This is a genomic window from Nocardia cerradoensis NBRC 101014, from assembly GCF_000308535.1.
Taxonomy (GTDB): domain Bacteria; phylum Actinomycetota; class Actinomycetes; order Mycobacteriales; family Mycobacteriaceae; genus Nocardia; species Nocardia cerradoensis.
In genome coordinates, this window is sequence record NZ_BAFW01000181.1 from 16,014 (window position 1) to 34,249 (window position 18,236).

The following is an 18,236-nucleotide window of genomic DNA, read 5'->3' on the forward strand; positions in this document are numbered from 1 at the left end:
CAGTTTATGTGCGGGTCCTGACGGGCCGCCGCCGCCCCGAGCCCCCGACGACGCCGCCGTGTCCGCGACGTCATCCGACTGGCCCGGAGGGTCTCCGGCGCATGACCGCGGAGCAGTCCCACGCGCCCGGCCGCGTGGGACTTCCCCTCCTGATTCGATCAGTCGACGGCGATGGCCTCGACGATCGGCATGCGGGCCGCGCGCAGCGACGGCGGAATCGAGCCGAGCAGGGCCAGCACCAGCGCGGCGACGGCGTAGACCAGCAACATCGGGCTCGGGTGGTACACCACGTCGATGGTCATCGCGTGGCCCATCGCCATGGTGGCCAGGTATTGCACGGCCGCGCCGGTCACCAGCCCCAGTGCGGCACCGGCCAATCCGATGCCGGCGGCCTCGGTCAGCACCGTGCGCAACAGGAATCGGCGGCTGGTGCCCATGGCGCGCAGCACGCCGAGTTCGCGGCGGCGTTCCAGGACCGACAGCATCAGCGTGTTCAGCAGCGCCGCGGTGGAGACCAGCACCACGATCCACAGGATCGAACCGGACAGCGACGTACCCTGCTGCACCCCTTGCGATACCGCCGCGAGCGCCTGCGCTCCGGTGTCCACGTGCAGTCCGGGCGGCACCACCGCGCGGATCGCGTCGATCACCTGGGCCTTGTCGGCATCGGGTGCGAAGTTGACGCCGAGGATCGTCTCACCCGGGCGGTCGTACCACTGCCGCAGGACGTCCAGATCCATCAGCACGATGCCCGACAGCGCCGAGAAGTACGGAATCACCCGCAGGACCCGCACGGAATGGATGCCGGTCGGTGTGGGCAGTTCGAGTTGTGCGCCCGCGCCGACGCCCAGGGAGCGTGCCACGTCGCGCGACAGCACCACACCCTCGCCGGTCGACATCTGCTGCAACACATCGGGTCCCAGATCCGCGAGCACCGACGACCGGATATTGGACTGATAGGCCTGCAACATCACCCGATCGCTGCCTACGGTGGCGAAGGCCATCTGGGCCGATCCCACATCCGCGACGCCGGGAACCCGCCGCACGGTCTCCTTCAGATCGGCCGGAAGCAATGGCCCCGTGGGGAATTCGGCCAGCGAGGTGGGGCTGATGTAGGCGTCGCGGCGGCCGAGATCGGAGAACGAGTCCGTCGCCGAATCGACCAGATTGCTCGACGCTCCGCCCATCGCGACGGTCGCGGTGACGCCGATCATCACCGTCATCGCCGTCGCCCAGACGCGACGCGGAGCCCGCTCGATGGTGGTCGCCCCCAGCGCGCCGGGCGCTCCGAAGATCCGGGCGACCGCGGCCGCCAGGCGCACGATCGGGCCCATCGCGGCGAAACACAGGGCGACCGTGCCCGCGATGGACAGCGAGATCGCGGCGAGCGAGGCCCGTCCCAGGTCGGCGCGGGCGATGACGATCGCGCCACCCACCATGGCCAGGCCGCCCACCAGCGCACCCCAGCGCAGCCACGGCCCCACCGCATCGGCCTTCGACACTCCGACCGGTGCGAGCGCTTCGATCGGTTGCACCTTGTAGACCTGGCGAGCCGCGATCGCCGCGGCGGCGACACTGGCGAGCACGCAGGCGGCGATCGCGAACGGAATCGCGTATCCGGGCACCATGTATTCGGTGCGGGTGTCGACCGCCGCCACCATGGCCGAGGGAATCGTGTCGATCGACATGCGGCCGGCGAAGATCCCGACCACCGAACCGATCGCACCGCCGATCAACCCGATGACGGCCGCCTCGACGATGAGATCACGCACCATCGGCCGCCGCCGCCCGCCGATCGCGCGCAACAGTGACAATGTCGGACGGCGTTGTGCCACCGCCATACTCATCGCGTTGTAGATCAGGAAGCCCGAAACGATCAGCGCCGCGGCCGACGCCATCGTCGTGGAGAAGCGGACGAGCTGGATCGCGCCGCTCGCCTGTGCCGTGCGCAGACTCGGGTCGGCCACCACGGCACGGCCGTTCACCAGCGTGGTCAGCGCCGAACGCAGCTGTCCCACATCGGTTCCCGGCTTCGGCACGATCTGGATGGAGTCGAGCATGCCGGCCCGCCCGGCGAGTTGCTGGGCGACGGGCAGCGTGGCGATCACGATGTGCCCGCTGTTGAGTTTGTGCGAGGTCGCGTCGTCGAGCACCCCGGCCACGGTCACCTGGCGGTTACCGAGCGTGAAGGTGTCGCCCTCGTGCCGGCCCAGCCCCGCGCCGACGAGAACCCCGCCGGGGACCGACAGCAGTTTCGCCGCCTGCGCGCTCATCGCCCCGTTGAGGTCGCTGCCGAGGGCGGAGACCGACGCGTCGGCGCCGATGAGCAGCGTGCGGTCGGCCGGATTGCCGACTCCGGTGCGAATCATCGGCACCGCGGCCTCGACGCCGGGCACCGCACGCACCTGCGGAACCAGGTCCTGTCCGAATCCGCTCTCGGTGACGCCGGAGATCTCGAGTTGCGCCTTACCACCCAGCGCCGAGGTCAGCCGGTCCACCGAACCGGAAATGCTGAGCACCGCCACCAGCAGCCCCGCCGAAACGCCCATGACCGCCATCGACATGGCGGTGCGGCCCTTGTGGGTGAACAGCTCTCCGATATTGAACAGCCGCAACCGATCCCAGCCGGCTGTGATCACGCGCGCACCACCTCGTCACCGTCGTGCACCTCGCGGCCGCGCGCGGAAACCAGCTCGTTCGAGCCGATGCGCCCGTCCCGCAGGGTGATCACGCGATCGCAATATTCGACGGCCCCCATGTCGTGGGTGACCATCACCACCGAATTGCCCGCCCCGGAGATGTCGCCGAGCAGCTCCAGAATCGAGGCGCCGGTCTTGGAATCCAGATTGCCGGTGGGTTCGTCGGCCAGGATCAGCGGCGGGTCCATGATCAGCGCGCGAGCGACGGCCACCCGCTGCATCTGGCCGCCGGACATTTCGGCGGGGCGATGGTCGGCGCGATCGGCCAGGCCCACGCGGTCGAGCAGTTCCAGCGCCCGCGGCTTGGCCTTGCGTAATCCGGTGCCGTCCAGCAGTTTCGGGACCGCGACGTTCTCCCATGCCGAGAGGGTGGGCAGCAGGTTGAAGAACTGGAAGACGAAACCCACACGGTGGCGGCGGAATTCGGATTGCCGGTTGTCGTCGAGGGAGCCGATCTCCTCACCCCGGAAGGTGATGGAACCCGAATCCGGTGAATCCAGCGCGCCGAGCAGATGCAGCAGCGTGCTCTTCCCGGAGCCCGACGGGCCGATGATGGAGGTGAATTCACCCGCCTCGATGCGCAGGCTGATGGCGTCGAGGGCGCGAACCCGCTGTTCACCCACCCGGTATTCCTTGACTACGTCGGTCAATTCCAACATGGCGGTCGCCCCACCCTCTTTCTGCTGTCGGTCGCGGTGACGGCGCGGGTTCGACTGCGCCGCAACCGGGTCGGATCGTCGCTCAGCGTGCCAGGGCCGGCTCCCGATGCCAATGCCGGACCTCGTATGCGTCGAGCACGGCACGCAGGACCGGCTGCTCGGCGGCCAATTCCTGATAGGCCTCGCTCGGGGACTGTCCCTGCAGCTGGGCCTGGTCGAGCTTGGCGTGCAGGTGGTTGTCCCACCGATACCGCAGGGCGGCAAGCACTCCGGTGGGCCCGCCGAAGAGCCGATCGCACTCGGGCAGGTCGTAGAACAGACCCGGCATGGCCGGATCGACGGCCGCGCGGGCGAGCACCTCGTGCAGGATGTCGGTACGAGCGTGCTGGTCTTGCCAAGTCATCGCACCCATCTCCTCGGGCCGGGTGTCCGAACCTGTCCGCCGGACACTGTGCGACTCACGCTACGGAGGCACCACCGCGGATACGTCGTGCCGCAGACGAGACTTCGCGTCCTACCACGGTAGGAGCGTCGGCCCTTTCCGGGAACGATGCAGCGACCACCCGTCGGCGACTAGCCTGGCTGTTATGGACCTGACCAGCGCCGACGACCGTGCGGAGGTATCGCCGCACGCACCGCGGCGCCCGGGCCGGGCACGGCTGGCGCTGGGGCGGGTCGCCCGGCGACTCCTGGACCTCGTCCACGATCCGGCCGGCACGCTGCGGCAGCGGGTCGAGGAGATGTCCTACGGCTATCCCGTCTCGGTGGTCGTCACCGCGGATATCGCGGTCGTGGTGTCGGCGGTCGCGGCCGCGTCGCTGCGTAGCCAGTACTTCTCGACGGGGGTGCCCTTCCTCGCGGTAGCGCTGCTGTTCGCCTGCTATCCGCTGCTGTTCTTCTTCGATCTGCCTCCGAAGCCGGCGGTGTTCGGACTGTCCGCACTCACCGCCCAGGCGCTGTTCCTGCTGCAGCCGGTCTCGCCCGACTGCTCGCCACTCGTGTTGACCGTGATGGTCGGCATGATCGGGGCGATCGCGCCGAAACGGGTCAGCCTGTTCTGGATGCTCGCCGCGGTCGCCGAGATGCTGATCTTCTACGCCCTGGGCTACGGCGAACTGGTGCAGGTGTACGTCGTCGCGATCGTGCTGGGCTGGATGGTCGGCTTGATGCTGCAGTTCCAGCGGCAGTCGCTGGATCAGGAACGCGAGAATCAGGCCATCCGCTCCGCGCAGGCGGCCGACGACGAACGCCGCCGGATCGCCCGCGAGGTCCACGACGTGATCGCCCATTCCCTCAGCGTCACGCTGCTGCACCTGACCGCGGCCCGGCACGCGCTCGAGACCGATCGCGATGTCGACGAGGCCATCGACGCACTCGGCGATGCCGAACGCCTCGGCCGCCAGGCGATGGCCGACATCCGGCACACCGTGGGCCTGCTCGATCAGCGCCCCTCCGCGCTGACGCCCGAACCGGGGCTCGAGGACATCGCCGATCTGGTCTCCGATTTCGTCGGCGCCGGGCTGCCGGTGACCTACCACCTCAGCGGCGACACCGCGGCGGTGTCCGCGTCGACGGGTCTGGCGCTGTATCGGATCAGCCAGGAATCGCTGTCGAATATCGCCAAACACGCTCCCGGTGCACAAGCGTCCCTCGATATCGCCGTGGTGCCCGGCGAAGTGACCGTGCGCGTGCGCAATACGCTGCCGCAGGGCCCGGCCCCGCGCACCGGCCGCGGCATGGGGATCAGCGGCATGCGCCAGCGCACCGCCACCCTGAACGGCAACCTGTCGGCCGGCCGCTCGGGCGAGTACTGGCAGGTGCGCGCCCGCATTCCCCTCGCTCCCGACGAGGTCTGCCCGGTGAGCGGACTCGACGATCCCCTGACGATGGTGCGCGACGCGATCACCTCACTGACCCGCAAACGCCAGGAGGACCGGTGAGACATCCTCGCGCAGCCGCTCGCCGGTCCGACCGGGTGCGGGTGTCCCGCAAGACACGAGGACCGGTGAGACATCCTCGCGCAGCCGCTCGCCGGTCCGACCGGGTGCGGGCGTCCCGCAGAACACAGGAGGGCTTGTGAATCCGGGTCAGACCCCGCTCACCGAGACCGATACCGCCGCCACCACCACCACCGTGCTCGTCGTCGATGATCAGGAACTCGTGCGGGGCGGGCTGCGCAGGATCCTGCGCCGCCGCGACGGGTTCGTGGTCACCGAATGCGGCGACGGGGACGAGGTGCCGGCCGCGTTGACCGAACACCGTCCGGACGTGGTCCTGATGGATCTGCGGATGAAGCGGGTCGGTGGCATCGATGCGACGCGCCGGCTGCGGACCCGGCCGGACGCGCCGCCGGTGCTGGTTCTCACCACCTTCGACGACGACCATCTGCTCTCGGGCGCGCTGCGGGCCGGTGCGGCGGGTTTCATCCTCAAGGACTCCCCCGCCGAGGATCTGATCCGCGCGGTGCGCACCGTCGCCGAGGGCGGCTCTTGGCTCGATCCGTCCGTCACCGGCCGGGTGCTGTCGGCCTATCGGACGGCGCGGCCGGTCCCGGCGGACACCCGCTCACGCATGGCGGAGCTGACCGCGCGCGAGCTCGAGGTGCTGAAACTGATCGGCCGCGGGCGGGTCAACTCCGAGATCGCCGGCGAACTCGGCATCTCCGAAGTAACGGTAAAGAGCCACGTCGGACACATTTTCGGCAAGCTCGGGTTACGGGACAGGGCCGCCGCGATCGTGTTCGCGTTTGACCACGGCGTGGTCGCACCCGGAGAATCGGCGTTCTGAGGGGCAGGCAACCCGGTGCGGCGCCGGGCAGGTTGGCCACCTTGCCCAGGAGTTGGAGGTTCACCGGTGGATGTGCCGAGGTCACGGGTCGGCACCAGATTCGGCCCGTACGAGGTGCGCTCGCTGCTCGGTCGCGGTGGTATGGGCGAGGTGTACGAGGCGTTCGATACCGGTAGGGATCGCGTCGTAGCGCTCAAGATCCTGCCCGAACAACTTGCGCAGGACGCGACGTATCAGGAACGCTTCCGCCGCGAATCGCAGGCGGCGGCGCGGCTGGCCGAACCGCACATCATCCCGATCCACGACTGGGGTGAGACCGGCGGCTCGCTGTTCTTGGATATGCGGCTGGTGCGCGGTGAGAACCTGCGCACGCTGCTGCGCCGGCAGGGCAAGCTCGATGCCGACCGCGCGGTGGCGATCGTCGAGCAGGTGGCCGCCGCGCTGGATGCGGCCCATGCCGCCGGGCTGGTCCATCGGGATGTGAAACCGGCCAATATCCTCGTCACCCCGGCCGACTTCGCGTATCTGACCGACTTCGGCATCGCCCGCGACGAGGGCGACAACCCGCACACCACGGGCAGCCACGCCGCCGGTTCCTACACCTATATGGCGCCGGAGCGATTCGACTCCGGGCCCGTGACCGCCCGCGCCGACATCTATTCGCTGGCCTGTGTCCTGCACGAATGCCTGACCGGTGCGACGCCGTTCCCCGCCGAGAGCGTCAGCGTGCTGATCCGGTCGCATCTGTCGGAACCGCCGCCACGGGCCAGCGCCGCACGCGCCGGCGTGCCCGAGGCGATCGACGACGTGATCGCGCGCGCGATGGCCAAGGCGCCCGCCGACCGGTACCAGACCGCCGGACAGTTCGCCGCCGCCGCCCGGGCGGCGCTGGGGCTGGGCGGACGTATGCCCGCCGACTCGAGTGCGGCGGGGACGCCGTTCGATTCCGGGACGCCGAAGGTGTTCGGCGCGGAACTGCTCGCGAACACTCCGCGCGGCGCGAGCCCGTCCCACGGCCCCGACCCGGTGTCCGTGGCGGCGGCACGGGACAACGACTACCGCCGCACGCCGGAGCCGACGACGTTCCAGCCGTTCGGACCCGACGGACCGACGATCGCGGCAAACTTCCAGCCACGCAGCTCGGCCGCCGCGGGTGACAGCGCCGCGGGCGGGGCCGACGCGTCCACGGGCACCGCGAATGCCGCTACGGCACAGTCTGTTTCAGCCGCATCGGGAGCCGGCCCGGTCCAGGACGGCCCGGCCGGAGCGAACCGTCCAGCCGACGCCCCCGCGGCCACGTCTCGCGCGTACGAGACCACGGGCACGCTGCGCATCATCCCGCCGCCGAACAAGGACGAGCGCGATACGTCCGGCGATCTGCCGATCATCCGGCCCGCCGACCCGACATTGGTCGAACCGGGCGAATTCCATTTCACGCTGCCCACCGAAACCCCTGCGGCGCAGTCGAAGCCGGCGACGCTGCCGAGCCTGCCGATGCGCAAGCCGCCCGCGGCCGGCGCGGCCGGATCGACACGGCAGACATCGGAACCGGTCGTGCCACGCGCGGCCGAACCGGCCCGCCGGCCCGCGGCCGAATCGTCCCGCGCGTACGGCGTGATCGGGAGCGAGGAGACCGACGACCGCACCGAACAGCCTGTGGCCGAGCAGGATTCGATACCGGCTTCGGATTACCGCACTCAGCTGCTCGACCCGGCGCAGTTCAGCACCGATCCCGAGGCGACGGCGCGATCCGATGCCGACACCGCCCTCGGATCCGACGCGGATCTGCAGCCCGGTGAGAAGACCGAACTGATCGACGTCTCCCAGTTCCGGACCGGCGGCACCGATCACGCCCCCGGCGCCGAGGAAAACACCCGTTTCCTCGACGTCTCGCAGTTCGGCACCGTCGCCGAGGGAGCGGGCGATACCCGGTTCCTCGACGTCGCCCGGCCGGGCGACGAGGACTACGGCGACGACACCCGCTACGACGACGATCTGCGCTTCCGCGACGACGCGCGCTACGACGAGGACGATCGCTACGACGACGCCCGGTACGACGACGCCCGGTACGCCGACGACCGCTACGCCGACGACGACTACGATGACGAATTCGCCTTCGCGGCAACGGGTTCGGAAGACGCACGTCCGGCGAAGCGCTCGCGATCGGTCAGGGTTCCGGTCGTTCTCGGCGTCCTGAGTGCGGTGGTCCTGGCCGGCCTCGGCATCGTCGGCTGGCAGGTCTTCGGCTCGTCGGGCAGCAACGATCACCCGGCCACCGCGGCGGCGCCGGCCGCCCCGGCGGTGACCGCCCAGCAACCGGCGACCAGCTCCGCGCGGAGCACGACCGCGGCGCCGACCACGACCGGCACGTCGGCCACCCTTCCGGTCGGCGCGACCCCGTGCTCGCAGACCTCGACGTCGCAGGGCTCGTTCGGCAAGACCGCGACCGGATCCGAGGTGACCTCCTGCGGTTTCGCGGAAGCGGTGCGCAAGGCGTACGCGCAGGCCGCCGAGTCACACGGCGCGACCAGCGCGGCCACCGCCGAGGCCAGCACCTCGATCATCGCGGTGAGTCCGGTGACGGGCCGGTCCTATCCGATGACCTGCACCAGTTCGGGAAAGGTCGTCACCTGTACGGGCGGTGACAACGCGGTGGTCTATGTCTACTGACCCGACGCCCACCGGGCGCCAGGGTCGGCGGCGGTTGTTCTTGGCAGTTGTCACACTTCTCGTTTCGGCGTGCGCGGCACACGGTGCCGCGGTCAGCACCGGCCCGGGCCTGGCCCGGCCGGCCACCGAGTTGGTGCGTCCGGCGCCCGTTCCCCGTTCGACGCCCATCCTGCCCAGCGGGCTGGTGGCCGGTTTCGCCAACCTGCGCGCGCAACTGCCGGGCCGCATGGGCCTGGCGGTGATGGCCGTGGGCAGCGACCATGTGATCACCCTCGGCGACTGGACCACGGGGGTCGCCTGGTCGACGATCAAGGTGCCCCTCGCCCTCGCGGCGCTGCGCCGGGATCCGGTGGGGCTGGCCGATGCCGCCCAGGCCGCCATCACCACCTCGGACAACGATGCGGCGCAAGCACTCTGGATCGCGCTGGGCGGCGGTGAGCCTGCGGCCGAAGCGGTCGAGGCGGTGTTGCGCGAGGCCGGCGACACCACCACCGATGTCGCCGACCGGCACAATCCGGATGCGCGCCAATCCATCGACGACCCGATGGTTTTCGGCGCCACCCCATGGAGTCTGGTCGATCAACTGCGCTTCGCCGCCCGGCTGCCGTGCCTGCACAACGCCTCGCGGGTCGTGGATCTGATGCAGCAGATCACCGACAGCCAGAGCTGGGGCCTGGGTTCGTTCGTCGGAGCCGAGTACAAGGGCGGCTGGGGACCCGACGACGACACCGGAGCGTATCTGGTCCGCCAGTTCGGCCTGGTGCCCACCTGGTCCGGCCAGATCGCGGTAGCCCTTGCGGCACAACCGGATTCGGGATCCTATGATGACGCGGTCGAAATGATGGACCGGATGTCGGCGCTGCTGTCCGAACACGTGCACGAACTGCGCGGCGGGGAATGCGAGCGGTGATTGCGCAGTCGGCTCATATGCGCCGCCGAGGGTCCGCGCATTTGACCCGCGGGCCGCGACCGCACACAATTCCTCGTCTGACGGATGGTGCCGTGCGGGACCGTCCGCACGATGTGGAGGTGAACGGGTGCACGCACCACTCCGGCCGAGCACGAAGCGGGCCATGGCTTTTCGAGTGTGCCGCCGCGCGGCAGCGCTGCTCGGGGCGAGCCTGTTACTGAGCCCGGCGGCCTGCTCGAACGCCGGCGACACCCCCGCGGCGACCACCACGACCCGCGCGAGCACCTCGTCCGCTCCCGTCACGATGTTCGCGCTGCCGGGTTCGCTGGCAGCCGATTTCACCGCGCTGCGACCGAGTCTGGACGGACGCGCCGGTATGGCGATCATGGCGGTCGGCGGCCAGCGCACCGCACAGATGGGCGATTGGACCACCGGGCCGTCCTGGTCGACGATGAAAGTCCCGCTGACCCTTGCCGTTCTGCGCACCAACGGCAACACCAGCACGTATCAGATGTCGGCGGCCATCACCGAGTCCGACAACTCCGCGGCCGACGGGCTGTGGCAGGCGCTGGGCGCACCCGACGCCGCGGCCAAGGCGGTGCAGTCGGTGCTGCGCGAAGGGGGCGACACCACCACGACCGTCCCCGCGACCCGCGCGCGTGCCGAGTACTCCGCGTTCGGGCAGGCCGACTGGTCCTTGGCCGACCAGGTGCGCTGGGCGGCGCGGCTGCCCTGCCTGCCCGATGCCGACACCGTGACCACGCTCATGGGCAAGGTGGTCTGGGGCCAGCAGTGGGGCCTCGGACATCTGGACAACACCCGTTTCAAAGGTGGCTGGGGGCCGGATCCGAGCGGCAACTACCTGGTCCGCCAATTCGGCCTGCTGACCACACCCAACGGCGACGTCGCCATTTCCCTTGCCGCCCAGGCGACCTCGGGCACCTTCGACGACGGCACCCAGATTCTCAACAAGATGGCGGGCCTGATCACCAAACATCTCGACGACCTTCCAGCCGGTCACTGCGCGCCCGCGCAATAGCACCACTGCGCGCCCGCGCAACAGCACCACTGCGCGCCCGCGCAACAGCATCAGCAGTGACTCCTGTCTGTGGTAGCCGGTTGCTGTAACCGCCGGTTAACGGGGGCGGGGCTGCGCCGCGCGCCCGGGCGCGGCAAGATAGCGGCATGCGCATCGGAGTCTTGACCGGAGGCGGGGACTGCCCAGGCTTGAACGCGGTCATCCGAGCTGTCGTTCGCACTGCGAACGGCCGCTACGGTGACGCGATCGTCGGCTTCCAGGACGGTTGGCGCGGGTTACTGGAGGATCGCAAGATCCACATCCACAACGACGACCGCACCGACCGGCTGCTCACCAAGGGCGGCACCATGCTCGGCACGGCCCGCACCAATCCCGACGTGCTGCTCGAGGGATTGGGCCGCATCAAACGCACCCTCGACGACAACGGCATCGACGCCCTCATCCCGATCGGCGGGGAGGGCACCCTCACCGCCGCGCACTGGCTCTCCGACGAAGGTGTGCCGGTGGTCGGCGTGCCGAAGACCATCGACAACGACATCGACTGCACCGACACGACTTTCGGCCACGACACCGCCGTCAGCATCGCCACCGACGCCATCGACCGGTTGCACACCACCGCGGAATCGCATCAGCGCGTCATGCTGGTGGAGGTGATGGGCCGCCACGCCGGCTGGATCGCGATGAATTCCGGCATCGCCTCCGGCGCCCACCTCACCCTCGTCCCCGAGGTGCCCTTCGACGTCGACGAGGTGTGCACCATGATCAAACGCCGCTTCCAGCGCGGTGATTCGCATTTCATCTGCGTGGTCGCCGAGGGCGCCAAACCCGCCGAGGGCTCGTTCCACCTGCGCGAGGGCGGGGTCGACGAATACGGGCACGAACGGTTCACCGGTGTGGCCCACCAGCTGGGCGTGGAAATCGAACGCCGCATCGGCAAGGAGGTCCGCACCACCGTGCTCGGCCATGTGCAGCGCGGCGGCAAACCCACCGCCTACGACCGGGTTCTCGCGACCCGGTTCGGCCTGCACGCCGCCGAAGCGGTCCACGACGGCCGGTTCGGCCAGATGGTGGCGTTGCACGGCACCGAGATCGGTCTGGTGTCGCTGGCGGAGGCGACGAAGCAGCTCAAACTGGTGCCGAACGATCGGCACGGGGAAGCCGCCGCGTTCTTCGGGTGAGGAAGGCCGGCGCCGCGCCGGCCTCTCACTCCAGCGGCATCTTCCGCCACCACGCGGCGAATTCGGACTCACTGAGTCCGTCCGAGGAATTCATGACCGAGGAATACCAACTGCTCGCGATGACGAGACATCGGCCCCGCTCGGAGTCGGGGCCGAAGGACAGCACGACCCATCGGTGGTACAGCGCCGCGGAATTCGGCGGGTTGACGTGGCTCGTATAGCTGACGGTGCCGGTTCTGCCGCTGCCCTGCACTGAACCGGTCAGCTGAGCGACCATTGCCTGAGCATCGGCGGGCGAAGCGTACTTCAGGACGGCATAACTGGGCGTGTCGCCATCGTTCACACAGTCCCAGCCGATCGTCCACTTTCCCAGCTCCAGATCGGCCCCCGACAAGGCCAGCACATTCTGCCCGTTCGGCTTCCGGATGCAGGTCGCACCGTTGTATCCACGCTCGGAGCCCGAGAGCGCGAGTGCGGGAAACAGCTCGGTGATGGTGGCCGCCTCCTTGTCGAGGGCTTGGGTTTCATGCAGCCAACCCTCGGCACCTTTGCTCTCATTCCGCTGCAGCACCACCACGACGACCGCGACGACGATGGCCACCACCACCAGCACGGCGACGATGATCGCGGCCACCATCGCACCCGAGCGCTTGCGCGGCTGCGGCCCGTAGCCCGGGGCGGGCGGGTAACCGGGCGGCGGCCCGGAATACCCTGCGGGAGAATGCCTTGCGGGCGATGACATCACCGCAGGAGGTGCTGCCGGAGAGTGGGTCGCGGCCGGCATCGGCACCCGGGCGGACGCGGCATTCGCTGGGCCGGCGGTGTGCGCGGCCGACGAATAATGCTGTCCCCCAACGGGAACCACGGTCGGCGCGTGAGCACCGTTCGCCGGCGGGTGCCCCTGGGTATGGGTGCCGGGATGCGGTCCGGCGGGCGCGCTCGCACCGTTCGCGGGCGGGTATCCCTGTGTGTGGGTTCCGGGCTGCGGTCCGGCGGGCACTCGCGCCGAGTTCGGCTGCACGGGTGCCGGGCCGCCCGGCCGGATCATGGTCGGGGCGGCACCGCTCGCCGTCGGCATCCCCGCGGGCGCGGTCAGCGCCGCCCGCGCGGCGGCCGCGAATTCCCTACAGCTGCCGAATCTTTCGGATGCCCGCTTGGCCATGGCGCGGGCGATGACCCCGTCCATCGCCGGAGACAGTCCGGCGCGCCGCGCACTGGCGGGCGGGACCGGCAGTTGCAGGTGGCCGCGGATCACCTCGGTGGGGTGTTCGGAGTCGAACGGTCCGGTTCCGGTGAGCAGCCAGTACAGGGCGCACGCCAGCGAATACTGATCGGAACGGTGGTCGAGTTCCACACCGGTCATCTGTTCCGGTGACGCGTAGGCCAGGGTGGCGGTGAACATGCCGGCCTGGGTGAGATGCGTGGAATCCTCACGCAGCCGGGCGATTCCGAAATCGGTGAGGAAGACCCGCTCCCCCTTGCCGCTCACCGCCCGGGCCAGCAGGATGTTGGCGGGCTTCACATCCCGGTGCAGCACACCGTTGCCGTGCGCGTAATCCAGTGCGTCGGCGACACCTTCGACGATCTGCACCGCGCGCTCGGGCGGCAGCGTCAGCGGATTCACCGTGGCGGCGTCGACACCGTCGACGTACTGCATGCAGATCCACAGCTGATCGTCCTCGACGCCGCGGTCGTAGACGGCGACGATGCCGGGATGGTCGAGTTGTGCGCACAGATCGGCCTCGCGTTCGAAGCGAGCGCGAATCTCGGCATCGGTGTACAGCTCACGATTCAGCAGTTTCAGCGCGGTCAACCGGGGCAGACGAGGATGCCGCGCCAGATAGACCGATCCCATCCCTCCCTGACCGAGCAGTCGCTCCACGGTGAAGCCGGCGAACACGTCACCGTTGTTCAACACCTACGTTCCCCCTTCCGGCGACGTACCAGGTGGCGATCCTACCCGGATCGCTCAACCCGGCGTGACCAGGCCGGATTCGTAGGCGATCACCACGGCTTGCGCGCGGTCGCGCAGATCGAGTTTGGAAAACACCTTGGACACATGGGTTTTCACTGTCTGCTCGGCGACGAACAGCGCCTCGGCGATCTCGGTGTTGGACATGCCCTTGGCGATCAGCTCGAGCACCTCGCGTTCGCGCGGGGTCAACGCGTTCAGCGCGGGCGCGGGTTTGGGGCGGGCGCGACGGCGAGTGACATCGGCGATCAACCGGCGGGTGACCGTCGGCGCCAGCAGCGCCTGCCCCTCGGCCACGACGCGCACCGCGCGCACCAGTTCGTCCGCGGGTGCGTCCTTGAGCAGGAATCCGCTGGCGCCCAACCCCAATGCCTCGTACACGTAGTCGTCGATATCGAAGGTGGTCAGCATCAGCACCCGCACGGGCGGATCGAAACCGGCGGCCAGGATGGCGCGCGCCGCCTCGAGCCCGTTCATCTCCGGCATGCGCACATCCATCAGCACCACATCGGGTCGCAGCCGTTTGGCCTCGGCCACCGCGATCGCGCCGTTGGCCGCGTCGCCGATGACGCTGATATCGGGCTGGGCGGCCAGCAGCGCGCCGAACCCCTGCCGGACCATCGCCTGATCGTCGGCGATCAATACGGTGATGGGCATACCCGCCTCAGAGGAATCTGATGATCGACAGCAGGCCCGCCACCAAGCAGTAGACCGCGAACGGCAGCAGCGTGCGGGACTTGAAGAACCGCTCCAGGAATCGCACCGCGAACCACGCCGCGAGGCCGGCGACGATCGCGCCGACCAGCGCCTGTCCGTGGATTCCGGCGGCCTCCGGACCGGCCAGTTCGGGCAGCTTCAGCACACCCGCGGCCAGGATCACCGGAGTGGCGAGCAGGAAGGCGAATTTCGCGGTGTCCTCGTGGTCGAGTCCGCGCAGCAGACCACCGACCATGGTCAGGCCGGAGCGGCTGAATCCGGCCAGCAGCGCACCAGATTGGGCCAGGCCGATGCCCAGGGCATCCTTGACCGACAGTGCCGCCAGCCGCTCGTCGGAGGGGACCTCGAGGTCCTCCTCGAGTGCCACACCGCGCGCCTGCGCGTCGGCTCGGGCCTCGTCGGCGGCGAAGCGGCGACCGTATTCGGCCAGCGACGGTGCGTTGCGCCGCCGCAGGCCCTCGCCGACGATCAGCACCACACCGTTGAGGGTGAGGAAGATGCTCGCGTAGATCGGCGTCGCGAACATCGTGCGCAGCGGATGTTCCAGCAACAGGCCGAGCACACCGACGGGAATGGTCGCCAGCACGATCAGCCAGGCCAGCCGCTGTGACGAGGTCTCGATGCGCCGGGTGCGCAGCGTGGTCACGAAGCCGACGATGATGTCGCGCCAATCCCGCCAGTAATAGCCCAGCAGCGCGATCGCGGTCGCCACGTGCAAGGCGACCACGAAGGCCAGGTACGGAGTGCCGTTGTCGGAGTCGCCCTCGGTGACCAGTTTCTCCCAGCTGCCGCCCAGCCAGGCCGGCACCAGCACGGAATGGCCCAGGCTGGAGATGGGGAACAATTCGGTGACGCCCTGCAGCGCGCCGATCACGATGGCTTGGAAATAGGTGAGCATCGCCGCTAAGTCTTACACGACGGCCGGCTCAGTTCCGCGCGCCCGGCAGGGCGGTCGCGGCGGCTGCCTCGACGGTTCCTTCCTCGACGTGGATCGGTAACCGCGCGTACACCTGGAAGCCACCTTCGGAGCGCTCGCCGGCGGCCAGCATGCCGCCGATGGATTCCGCCCGGGCCCGCATGCCGGAGATGCCGCTGCCGTCCGAACTCCCCACCGGCGCCCCGCCCGTCCCGGCATCGTTGGCCACCAGAACCTCCACCGCCTGCGCGGTCACCGTCACGGTCACGGTGACCGCCGCACCCGGCGCATGCCGGGAGACGTTCGACAGCGACTCCTGCACGATCCGGTACAGCGCGAGGCCGACGGTATCGGGAACCGCGGCGAGCGGACCGTCGATGGTCCAGTCGATGTGCACACCCGCGCGGCGCACACCGTCCAACATCGACACCACGTCGGCGGCGACCGGCTGCGGGGCGTGTTCGGGCAGCTGACCGTCGCTGCGCAGGACGCCGAGCATGCTGCGGATCTCGTTGAGCGCCTCCCGGGCGGACGCGCCGATGGAGTCGAATTCCGCGCGCGCCGCCTCGGACACGTCCGGCACCCGGTAGGGCGCGGTCTGTGCCTGCACCACGACCATCGACATGTGGTGAGCGACCACGTCGTGCAAATCGCGCGCGATGCGGGCCTTCTCCTCGAGGATCGCGCGGCGGGCCCGTTCCAGTTCGTTCTGCTCCTCCTGACGCACCAGCGCCTGCCGCGACAGCACCAGCCAGCGCACCAGCAAACCGAATCCGACCAGCCCGGTCATCGCCAGCGGCCAGCCGAACCCCGCCTCCGCGAACGAGCTGGTTCCCGCCATGGTGGTCGCGAACAACAGGGACGACGCGATCCAGGCGATCAGCACGATCTGCATCGGCGCCCGCACCGCCACCGCGAACAGCAACGCGAACAACACCAGGATGTGGACGACCTGGAACGGCAGATCGTTGCCCGGCTGATGCGGGATGGCCAGCGCGATCAGCAGGGCCGCGCCGGCGGAGATGGCCCAGCCCAGAGCCGGATTGACGCGAATCAGCACCAGCGGGAAAACGGCCAGCGCGGCGATGAACGGCTGTGCGCCGGCCGGCACCTGATGGGTGAGGTGCAGGGTGGGCCAGCCGACCGCGAACAGCGTTCCCACGACCACCACCGTCGCCATGTCGAACCACAGCCGCGCCCGGCCCGGAGTCCGCGCCGCCGCCCGCGCCTGCCGCGCCACTCGTATCGCCCGTGTCATGGTGACGAGCCTAGGAACTTCCCGGCGATCCGTCCTCACCCCCGGGATCGACATCGCGCCCCCTACCCGGGTATGAGACCGCCGACCGCGCGCACCCCGGTAGCGGTGCCGAAATCGATCCGCAGCGGGACGTGCGCGCCGGTTCCCGATTCCTACCTTCGACCGCCATGAGCGAAATTGCGGATGGGTCGCCGCGCGGGGGCAGCAGGACCACGGTGGGCATTGGACCGAGCCACGGCGGCCGTCGTGCGTGGCGTGGGGATGACGGTATGTCGTCGGCCGCGAGGCCCGGTCGGGACGGGAGGTACGAGCGCTTCGTAAGTCGTTGGCGGCGTGGGTATGTGCGCGGGGGCGTCGGCGTTGCGGCCGTTGTCGCGGCGGTGATCGCGATGCTGGTGGCGTTGTCGCCGGGAGCGGGGGCAGCCGAGATCGGGCCCGCGTCGGAGAACACGGCCGCGCGGGATGCGGTGCGGGCGCTGACCGGTGATCGGCCGGGGCTGGCGGTGATTCCGGCGGATTTCGCTGCGACACAGGGTTATCGGCCCGTCGAGATGGCCGGAATGCCGGTCGACCCGTCCGGGGAGTGCTCCTCGCCGGTTCCGCTTCCCGCCGAATTCGACACCGCCTGCAAGGCACACGACCTCGGCTACGACCTGCTGCGCTACGCCGAGCTCCGCGGCCACCCCCTGGGCGCCTGGGCGCGCCGAGCCATCGACAACGCCCTCGAAACCCGGATGTTCGCCGCCTGCGATACGCGCGACGACCTGCTCGCCCGCGCCCGCTGCACCACGATGGCGTCGGTCGCCACCGCCGCGGTGGATCTGAACTCCCGCCGCCAGAATTACGCCGCGCCGATGCCCGAATACCTGTTCGGCCGGCAGCTGTCCGGAACGGAACTCGGACCGCAACTCGCCCACATCCTGGTCCGCGTCGGCATGGTGCTGCTGATGGTGGCGGCGTTGTTCGCCATCGTCCGCCGCACCGTCCGGCCGCGCCGGGAAGGACAATGCACAGCGCCACCGTCGAGTTCGTCGTTGCCGGGGTCGGATTCGAATCGCGGCGCATCGGCCGCGCGCAGGTGGCGTCGGCGCTCGGGTGGAAGTACCGGCAATCACGACCGGCGCGTTCTCCCCGCCGCACACATCGGTGCGGCGGCATCGCGGACCGCCCGAGGGGCGCGCAAGTGGCTGTCGCGCAACGCTGTTCAGCTACGCCGCGTTATCGCGCGGGGTTTCGACGGGATAGGTCTATGGCCCGGCGCTCCGGCGACCGCGGCGGCGGGAGGCGGCGCCGGCGGATGGGCGGCGGAGCGGGCGCGGCCGGCCGTTGCGGCGCTGGAACTTTCACCATTGCAACGTCCGGGTACGCGACGCGAGATTTCGCGAACCCAACCGGCGAGCGACCGACGAAGGACAGCGACGCAGGGCACGA

General features: G+C 69.7%; 14 protein-coding genes. 7 read left to right on the plus strand and 7 right to left on the minus strand.

From position 1 onward, the window contains the following. Positions 1-158: 158 nt before the first annotated feature. The 3 genes from ON23_RS19480 to ON23_RS19490 form a co-directional block, all read right to left on the minus strand. Positions 159-2,639, minus strand: a complete 2,481-nt coding sequence (locus tag ON23_RS19480) for an FtsX-like permease family protein (protein WP_039779922.1) — start codon at positions 2,637-2,639, stop codon at positions 159-161. Further along, positions 2,636-3,358, minus strand: a complete 723-nt coding sequence (locus ON23_RS19485) for an ABC transporter ATP-binding protein (RefSeq protein ID WP_051042886.1) — start codon at positions 3,356-3,358, stop codon at positions 2,636-2,638. The genes ON23_RS19480 and ON23_RS19485 overlap by 4 nt, the downstream gene beginning before the upstream one ends. Positions 3,359-3,440: 82 nt before the next feature. After that, the gene (locus ON23_RS19490; protein WP_051042891.1) at positions 3,441-3,761 is read right to left on the minus strand and encodes a hypothetical protein; all 321 of its coding nucleotides are present in this window, start codon (positions 3,759-3,761) and stop codon (positions 3,441-3,443) included. 184 nt (positions 3,762-3,945) lie between these two features. Between ON23_RS19490 and ON23_RS19495 the strand changes: the two genes are divergently transcribed. The 6 genes from ON23_RS19495 (at position 3,946) to ON23_RS19520 (ending at position 11,942) form a co-directional block, all read left to right on the plus strand. Further along, the gene (locus tag ON23_RS19495; protein ID WP_051042887.1) at positions 3,946-5,298 is read left to right on the plus strand and encodes a sensor histidine kinase; all 1,353 of its coding nucleotides are present in this window, start codon (positions 3,946-3,948) and stop codon (positions 5,296-5,298) included. Positions 5,299-5,491: 193 nt separating this feature from the next. Next, positions 5,492-6,145 carry a response regulator gene (locus ON23_RS19500; RefSeq protein ID WP_039779931.1) on the plus strand — a complete coding sequence of 218 codons (654 nt, stop codon included), beginning with the start codon at positions 5,492-5,494 and terminating at the stop codon, positions 6,143-6,145. Positions 6,146-6,211: 66 nt separating this feature from the next. After that, positions 6,212-8,815, plus strand: a complete 2,604-nt coding sequence (locus ON23_RS39350) for a serine/threonine-protein kinase (protein ID WP_373282206.1) — start codon at positions 6,212-6,214, stop codon at positions 8,813-8,815. Positions 8,816-8,855: 40 nt separating this feature from the next. Then, on the plus strand, positions 8,856-9,725 hold the full coding sequence (locus tag ON23_RS19510) for a serine hydrolase (protein WP_223273193.1): 870 nt from the start codon (positions 8,856-8,858) through the stop codon (positions 9,723-9,725). A gap of 163 nt (positions 9,726-9,888) precedes the next feature. Next, a complete protein-coding gene (locus ON23_RS19515; protein ID WP_039779925.1) occupies positions 9,889-10,764 on the plus strand; it encodes a serine hydrolase in 876 nt (291 codons plus the stop codon). A 146-nt stretch (positions 10,765-10,910) separates the two neighbouring features. Then, positions 10,911-11,942, plus strand: a complete 1,032-nt coding sequence (locus ON23_RS19520) for an ATP-dependent 6-phosphofructokinase (RefSeq protein WP_039779926.1) — start codon at positions 10,911-10,913, stop codon at positions 11,940-11,942. A gap of 25 nt (positions 11,943-11,967) precedes the next feature. Here ON23_RS19520 and ON23_RS19525 read toward each other — a convergent pair whose 3' ends face one another. Genes ON23_RS19525 through ON23_RS19540 form a run of 4 tightly spaced genes read right to left on the minus strand, consistent with a single transcriptional unit; the run spans position 11,968 to position 16,805 of the window. Beyond that, a complete protein-coding gene (locus ON23_RS19525; RefSeq protein WP_051042889.1) occupies positions 11,968-13,860 on the minus strand; it encodes a serine/threonine-protein kinase in 1,893 nt (630 codons plus the stop codon). A 51-nt stretch (positions 13,861-13,911) separates the two neighbouring features. Further along, the gene (locus ON23_RS19530; RefSeq protein WP_036503935.1) at positions 13,912-14,571 is read right to left on the minus strand and encodes a response regulator; all 660 of its coding nucleotides are present in this window, start codon (positions 14,569-14,571) and stop codon (positions 13,912-13,914) included. 7 nt (positions 14,572-14,578) lie between these two features. Next, complete coding sequence (locus ON23_RS19535; RefSeq protein WP_039779927.1) at positions 14,579-15,529, minus strand: undecaprenyl-diphosphate phosphatase; 951 nt, start codon at positions 15,527-15,529, stop codon at positions 14,579-14,581. A gap of 28 nt (positions 15,530-15,557) precedes the next feature. Further along, positions 15,558-16,805, minus strand: coding sequence for a sensor histidine kinase (locus ON23_RS19540; protein WP_083904088.1), 1,248 nt, complete (start codon positions 16,803-16,805; stop codon positions 15,558-15,560). A 389-nt stretch (positions 16,806-17,194) separates the two neighbouring features. On the opposite strand from ON23_RS19540, the gene ON23_RS37480 reads away from it, so the two are divergent. Beyond that, a partial coding sequence (locus ON23_RS37480; RefSeq protein WP_218001107.1) for a hypothetical protein occupies positions 17,195-18,236 on the plus strand: 1,042 nt, incomplete at its 3' end.

Bases quoted from the DNA above. Each gene is read 5' to 3' on its own strand.
- ON23_RS19485 (WP_051042886.1), bottom strand. From the start codon at position 3,358: ATGTTGGAATTGACCGACGTAGTCAAGGAATACCGGGTGGGTGAACAG.
- ON23_RS19490 (WP_051042891.1), bottom strand. From the start codon at position 3,761: ATGACTTGGCAAGACCAGCACGCTCGTACCGACATCCTGCACGAGGTG.
- ON23_RS19495 (WP_051042887.1), top strand. From the start codon at position 3,946: ATGGACCTGACCAGCGCCGACGACCGTGCGGAGGTATCGCCGCACGCA.
- ON23_RS19515 (WP_039779925.1), top strand. From the start codon at position 9,889: ATGGCTTTTCGAGTGTGCCGCCGCGCGGCAGCGCTGCTCGGGGCGAGC.
- ON23_RS19520 (WP_039779926.1), top strand. From the start codon at position 10,911: ATGCGCATCGGAGTCTTGACCGGAGGCGGGGACTGCCCAGGCTTGAAC.
- ON23_RS19530 (WP_036503935.1), bottom strand. From the start codon at position 14,571: ATGCCCATCACCGTATTGATCGCCGACGATCAGGCGATGGTCCGGCAG.
- ON23_RS19535 (WP_039779927.1), bottom strand. From the start codon at position 15,529: ATGCTCACCTATTTCCAAGCCATCGTGATCGGCGCGCTGCAGGGCGTC.
- ON23_RS19540 (WP_083904088.1), bottom strand. From the start codon at position 16,805: ATGACACGGGCGATACGAGTGGCGCGGCAGGCGCGGGCGGCGGCGCGG.